Origin of the sequence: Amycolatopsis circi, from assembly GCF_003385235.1 — a bacterium.
Taxonomy (GTDB): Bacteria; Actinomycetota; Actinomycetes; order Mycobacteriales; family Pseudonocardiaceae; genus Amycolatopsis; species Amycolatopsis circi.
On sequence record NZ_PQIA01000051.1, the window covers coordinates 49,116 to 55,154 of the forward strand.

Annotated in this window: 8 protein-coding genes; 3 read left to right on the forward strand and 5 right to left on the reverse strand. The window is 68.2% G+C overall.

What is annotated here, in order from left to right; all coding sequences use genetic code 11:
* Positions 1-24: 24 nt before the first annotated feature.
* The 5 genes from D0D37_RS22250 to D0D37_RS22270 all read right to left on the reverse strand — a co-directional run bounded on the left by D0D37_RS22250 (position 25) and on the right by D0D37_RS22270 (position 3,844).
* Positions 25-771 (reverse strand): ESX secretion-associated protein EspG, encoded by a 747-nt coding sequence (locus D0D37_RS22250; RefSeq protein WP_116202496.1) that lies wholly within the window; start codon positions 769-771, stop codon positions 25-27.
* Between the two features lie 3 nt (positions 772-774).
* Positions 775-2,076: a hypothetical protein gene (locus tag D0D37_RS22255; RefSeq protein WP_116202497.1), complete on the reverse strand. Its 1,302-nt coding sequence runs from the start codon at positions 2,074-2,076 to the stop codon at positions 775-777.
* Positions 2,073-2,672, reverse strand: coding sequence for a DUF3558 domain-containing protein (locus D0D37_RS22260; protein WP_116202498.1), 600 nt, complete (start codon positions 2,670-2,672; stop codon positions 2,073-2,075). Before D0D37_RS22260 ends, D0D37_RS22255 begins: the two co-directional genes overlap by 4 nt.
* Before the next feature lie 4 nt (positions 2,673-2,676).
* Entirely contained in the window at positions 2,677-3,168 is a 492-nt protein-coding gene (locus D0D37_RS22265; protein ID WP_116202499.1) for a hypothetical protein, read from the reverse strand.
* Positions 3,169-3,280: 112 nt separating this feature from the next.
* Positions 3,281-3,844 carry a DUF3558 domain-containing protein gene (locus tag D0D37_RS22270; protein ID WP_116202500.1) on the reverse strand — a complete coding sequence of 188 codons (564 nt, stop codon included), beginning with the start codon at positions 3,842-3,844 and terminating at the stop codon, positions 3,281-3,283.
* An 81-nt stretch (positions 3,845-3,925) separates the two neighbouring features.
* Here D0D37_RS22270 and tsaB point away from each other — a divergent pair, with 81 nt between their 5' ends.
* The 3 genes from tsaB to tsaD all read left to right on the forward strand — a co-directional run.
* The gene (gene tsaB, locus D0D37_RS22275; RefSeq protein ID WP_116202501.1) at positions 3,926-4,591 is read left to right on the forward strand and encodes a tRNA (adenosine(37)-N6)-threonylcarbamoyltransferase complex dimerization subunit type 1 TsaB; all 666 of its coding nucleotides are present in this window, start codon (positions 3,926-3,928) and stop codon (positions 4,589-4,591) included.
* Positions 4,588-5,070 (forward strand): ribosomal protein S18-alanine N-acetyltransferase, encoded by a 483-nt coding sequence (rimI, locus tag D0D37_RS22280; protein WP_116202502.1) that lies wholly within the window; start codon positions 4,588-4,590, stop codon positions 5,068-5,070. Before tsaB ends, rimI begins: the two co-directional genes overlap by 4 nt.
* Positions 5,070-6,039, forward strand: a 970-nt coding sequence (tsaD, locus tag D0D37_RS22285) for a tRNA (adenosine(37)-N6)-threonylcarbamoyltransferase complex transferase subunit TsaD (RefSeq protein WP_116202503.1), incomplete at its 3' end; no start/stop codon positions are given. The genes rimI and tsaD, both read left to right, overlap by 1 nt.

A 6,039-nucleotide genomic window follows, 5' to 3' on the forward strand; every position in this document is an offset into this window, starting at 1 on the left:
CCTGATTGTCAGGGGTACCCAGGTTCAGGAGAGATTATCGAGCAGCGCGCGCACCCGCTGGACCATCGTTTCGTAGCGGCCGGGGGCGACGTTCACGTACCGCTCGCCGCCGTCGGTTTCGGAGAACGAGAACAGGTAGCGGCCGTGCTCGGTGTCGTAATACGTGCAGAGGTCGCGCCCGCTGATCCGCCGCCCGCCGAGCCCGTCGCGGGCGCCCGCGGTGATCTGCCCGCCCCCGACGCGGGGAAGGGCGGCGACGTCGAGCAGATGCCGGACGTCCTGCCTGGCCGGACCGCCGTCGATGGCCAGATTCAACGCCGACTCCGGCACCGACACCGCCTGCGCCTGCGCGGGCTGGACGCGCGGCAGCTCGCGGATCAAGTCCTCCGCCAACGCTTCGGGCTTTGCCGGACGCAACACCACCGTGCTGGTCGACGGCATGTGGCAGGCGAGCACCGCGTCCTTGCCCAGCGCCGCGACAACCAGCCGATACCGCCGATCCCGCCCGCTCTCGACGGTCGCCGACAGCTCACTGGTCCCGCGACACAACACGGTCATGGTCCGGACGAACGTCTCGTCCGGACCGCCCCGACCCCACACGCCTTGGTCGGCCATGGCGTTCACCGCGGCTTCGCGATACGCGCGCGTCTCCTCGGGGTCGCGCCAGAGCGGGTCGGGCGAGAGCGCCGCCGGGAGCGAAACCCCAGCCATCTCCGCCGCGATGGGAAGGCAGTCAGCGGGGAGGACCACCTCGCGGGCGAGCACGAGCATCCGTCAGAGCCCGATCACCGGCGGAACCGCCTTGGGAAGGTCCCCGATGAGGGCGGCGTCCGGGTCCTGCTCGACCAGGTAGTCGGCGGTCTCGTGGACGAGGTCTTCTTCGCCTTCGCCCTTCTGCCCGCGACCCATCGCGCCCGCACCCATGCCCGACGTCCCCGCGCGCCCGCTGGCTCCGGCCGTTGCGCCGCCTCGACCGGCGGCTTCGGCGCTCCCGAACGGCCCGGTGCCGGTACCTGCTCCTCGGCCGACGCTGTTGCCCGCGTTTCCGCCGACTCCACCTCGCCCGCTTACATCACCGCCGCCGGTTCCGGGGAGGCCCGGCGTGTACAGACCGCCGCTGCCGCCGCCGTTGGGGTTAGCGGTGTTGGGATTGCTGCTGTTGAACGACCAGGAGTTGGGGTTGCTGGTGCTGTTGGGATTGTTGGTGCTCGTCAGATCCGGCGGAACATAACTGGACGTCCGAGTGTCGTCCGGCAGGTCGCTGTGCGGCGGGTGGTACTTGCCCGGCGTCTCCGTCGGATCATTGTGCGGCGGGGTGTAGGGCCCCGGATCCCACCGATGGGTCTCCGAAGGAGGCGTCACCCCCGGCGGCCCAGTGCGATCGTTGGTGTGGTCGCGGTGGCTGGTGTTGTTGCCGGTGCCGCTGCTGGTGTTGTCGCCGACGTAGCCGCCCTCGGAGTACGTGCCAGCGGTGCCGCCGGTACCTCCCGGGGTGTAGTGAGAAGGCAGATGCGCGGTACCGGTGCCTCCGGGCTGGGTGATGGTGAAGTCCCCGCCCGCGGAGGGCATCGCGAGCTGCCCGTATTGGGACGGGTCCGCCCAGCGACTCGAATTGTCCGTCGACTGCTGGTGATAAGCGTCGTAGCTTTCAGTGACCGCCTGCGCTTTCCGGTTCCATTCGTCGATCTCGTCCTGCCGGTTCGAGAGGAACGAGAGAGGGGTCCCGGAAACCCAGTCGCCGCCCGGTTTATCGCCGACGTCGCCGATGTCCTGGATCTTGTTGTGCAGTTGCTGGAACGAGCCGCCCTGGCCGTGGTAAAGCTCCTGCGCCTGCTGGAGATGCTGCCCGCTGACCTCGGACGCCTGCACGAGCGGGCCCGCGCCGGCGTAGGCCTGACCGGCGGAATCTCCCTGCCAGTACTGGCTCATCTTGCCTTGCAGCTGCTGCATCCGTCCGGCGATTTCCTGGTGCTGACGGGAGAGATCCGAGGACAGGTCTGCCCCGGTGTACATCCCGCCAGATCCCTTGCCGCCTTTGACGAGGCCGACGATTTGCTGCGGAGTGTAATTAGTCATCGCGCACCTGCCTTGATCGTCTTGATCGCCGCGGTAGCCGCGGTGATTGCCAATGCGCACGGGTCGCTGTAGTGGGGGGAGGATTGCCGGAGGATCACCGAACTGGTGAAGGTCTCGTCGTTCTTCACTCCGACGATGGCCTGGCAGCCGCCTTTTTTGCGGTCGTCGGTGGGGCCGGAGAGCACGGTCGGGTAACCGTCGGTGTCCGGTGCTTTCTCGAAGTATCCGGATGAGCTGTCTTTGTACTGGTAGGCGCTGGCGAGTCCGCCGCCGTTGGGGACGAATCCGATCCCGACGCTGCTGTTGTCCGGGCCGTACCAGCTGCAGATCGGTGCCCCGGCTCCGGCGTCGGTGGTGGTGCGGACCGACTCGATGACCTGCTTGGCCTGCGCCTGGGTGAGGAGCGTACAGGGATTCTGTTCGTACTTGGCGACGTCGAGCGGGTTGGCTACCTGCGGAACGTCGGGCGCGGCAGAAGACGTTGCCAGCGACGTGCTCGGAGTTGACGGTGCGGGAGAACCCGGATTGGACGTGCAGGCGGTCAGGGTGAGGAGCAGGATCGCTGTCGCGGCGGCGCGGATGCTGGTCTTCGTCACCGGGTCATCCTTGCTTGCTCATGCTGGACGTATTGGCTTGATCCTGCTTTTCGTACTTGCCGATGGCTTCTTTCAGTCTGTCGGCATAGCCCTGCGCGTAAGTCTGCTGTTGCTGGAGACTCGTGAGATAGGCGTCGGCATGCATGTCCGCTGCCCTCTTTTGCAGGGAGCTGCCATCGTCGCTGGCTGGCGGCGTTACCGCGCGCAACTGCCGACCTGACCTGATCATGCCGTTCAGGCCGTCGGCGATGCTCTGCCACTCCGGTTGCAGGGTCTTCATCGCGTCGACGTCCATGTTGAACCCGCCACCCGCGGCAGCGGCGTTGACCTTGGCATCCTCGGCCGCCCGCTGCTGGTAGACGCGCACGCCGTTGGAGTTCATCGCTTCGCCGAACTGCTGGTCCTGGCGGTCGCGCTTGGCCTGCTCTTCCGGGTCGACGTACCCAGCGCGCCCGTCCACCGGCTGGCTGTCGCTGGACGACTGTCCATTGCCCACGATGACGCTCCCCCTCGCTCCCGGCGGCACTGTCTCCGACTGCCGACGCTCTGACTGAGCTTAATCGGTCGAGGTTCCGCGTGTGGACAAAATCCCCCAAGCCGGGCAGGTGTCAGGAACCTGCCTCGAGGGTGGCCACGACCGCAGTGGCTGCTTTGAGGGCGACCGCGCAGGGGTCGTCGTAGGCCGGGGACTGTTTGAAGAGGATGACTGAGCTGGTGAACGCCTCGTCGGCGCGGACGCCGACTGCTATCTGGCAGCCGCCGTCCGAACGGTTGTCCAGGACGTTGGTGAATACCGCCGGGTATCCGTCGACGGAGGGGGCCGGTTCGAAGTAGCCGCTGCTGCTGCGGTTCTGGTAGACGGTGGCGAGTCCGCCCTGTCCGGGGAGGAGGCCGATCGCCAGGGAGCTGTTTTCGCTGTTGTTCCACGTGCAGACCGGGGCGACGTTGCCTGCGATCTTGCGGTTGCGGACCGCGTTGAAGACCTCTGCGGCCTGGGCTTGGGTGAGCAGAGAGCACGGTGCCCGCTCGTACTTGGCCACATCGAGCGGCTGGGTCACCCGAGGCACCTCGGGCGGCGCGGAAGACGCCACCGGCGGGACGGGAGCCGGGGCGGCCGAGCAACCAGCCACAACCAACACCCCGCCCAGCAAGGCCACAGCAGACAGCTTCATCACGGAACGTATCCTCCCCGACCCCCAACCCGACCCGCCCGCTCCCCGGCTTCTGTCGGGCCAGAGCTATCCTGGGAAATCGTGCTGGTATTGGCGATCGACACGGCTACTCCGGCGGTGACTGCGGGCATCGTCGCTGTCGACGAGGGTTCGCTCGTCACTCGGGCGGATCGCGTCACGGTGGATCCTCGGGCGCACGGCGAGCTGATCGCCCCGCACGCGCTCGCTGCTGCGGAAGAGGCCGGGGTCACGCTCCGCGAACTCGACGCGATCGTGTGCGGCGTCGGGCCGGGCCCCTTCACGGGACTGCGGGCGGGCATGGCCACGGCGGCCGCGTACGCGCACGCGCTCGGCATTCCGGCGTATCCGGTGTGCAGCCTCGACGCGATCGCTGCTGATGTGGTGCGTACGGAGAAGCCGTTTCTCGTCTTCACGGACGCGCGGCGTCGCGAGGTCTACTGGGCCGCGTACGACGCTTCGGGCGCGCGCACGGACGGTCCCCACGTACAGCGGCCTGCAGAAGTCGACACGGACATTCGCGTAGCGGCGGGCGACGGGGCCTTGCAGTACGCGGCAGCGGTGGGCGTGGTGCCGATCGAGCCGCGGTTTCCGTCGCCGGCTGGGTTGGTGCGCGTCGCGCGTACGGCGCTTCTCGAGCGCGCGCAGCCGGAGCCGTTGACGCCGCTCTACCTGCGTCGTCCGGACGCTGTCGAGCCCGCGGCGCGCAAGAGGGTGACCGCGCTGTGAAGCTCGACCAACTGCGCCGCGCTGACGTCGCGAGGTGTGCGGAGATCGAGAAGATCCTCTTTCCCGGTGACGATCCGTGGAGTGCGCGCGCCTTCCATTCCGAGCTTGACCAGGGGCATTACTACTTGGCCGCGCGGTCGGACGACGGGGAGACCCTGCTTGGGTACGCGGGGCTCGCGGTGGTGGGGCGACGCGGTGACTACGAGGCGAACGTGCACACGATCGGCGTCGTGCCGGAGGCGCAGGGGCAGGGGATCGGCAAGGCACTGCTGCGTGCGTTGCTGACGCGCGCCGATGAGCTGCACGCGCCCGTCTTCCTCGAAGTGCGCACGGACAATGACCCGGCCGTGAAGCTGTACGAGGCGCACGGTTTCCAGAAACTCGGCATCCGGAAGCGCTACTACCAGCCCTCCGGCGCCGACGCGTTCACCATGGCCCGCCCCGCGCAGGCCCCGGCACGAGACGAGGTGGCCGGCTGATGGCGCGCGTCATCATGGGCATCGAAAGCTCTTGCGACGAGACCGGAGTCGGCCTCGTCCGGCTGCACGACGACGGCGCCGTGGAACTGCTCGCCGACGAGGTCGCGTCCAGTGTGGACCAGCACGCTCGCTTCGGCGGGGTCGTGCCGGAGGTCGCCAGCCGCGCGCATCTCGAAGCGATGGTGCCGACCGCGGAGCGCGCGTTTGCCACTGCCGGACTGAAACTGTCCGATGTGGACGCGATCGCGGTGACGGCCGGGCCGGGACTCGCTGGTGCGTTGCTGGTGGGCGTTTCGGCGGCGAAAGCCTATGCGACCGCGCTGGATGTGCCGCTGTACGGCGTGAATCACCTTGCCGGGCACATCGCGGTGGACACGTTGCAGCATGGTCCGTTGCCGACGCCGGTGTTGGCGTTGCTGGTTTCCGGCGGGCATACGCAACTGTTGCGAGTGGACGACATCGCGTCGAGCATTACCGAGCTTGGGTCCACTGTGGACGACGCGGCGGGCGAGGCGTACGACAAGGTCGCGCGCGTGCTGGACCTGCCGTATCCGGGCGGGCCGCCGATCGACAAGGCGGCCAAGCAAGGCAACCCGAAGGCGATCGCGTTCCCGCGCGGGATGACCGGTCCGCGCGACGCGAAGTTCGACTTTTCCTTCTCTGGCTTGAAAACGGCCGTGGCTCGCTGGGTGGAGAACGCCGAGCGGGCTGGCGACGAGGTGCCGGTGAACGACGTCGCAGCCTCGTTTCAGGAGGCGGTCGCGGACGTGCTCACCGCGAAGGCGATTCGTGCCGCGCGGGAGCAGGGCATCGGCACCTTGGTGATTTCCGGTGGCGTGGCAGCGAATTCGCGGCTTTCGGAGTTGGCGGCGGAACGGTGCGCGGAGGCGGGTATCGAGCTGCGCGTGCCGCGGCCGCGGTTGTGTACGGACAACGGTGCGATGATCGCGGCGTTGAGCGTGCAGGTGG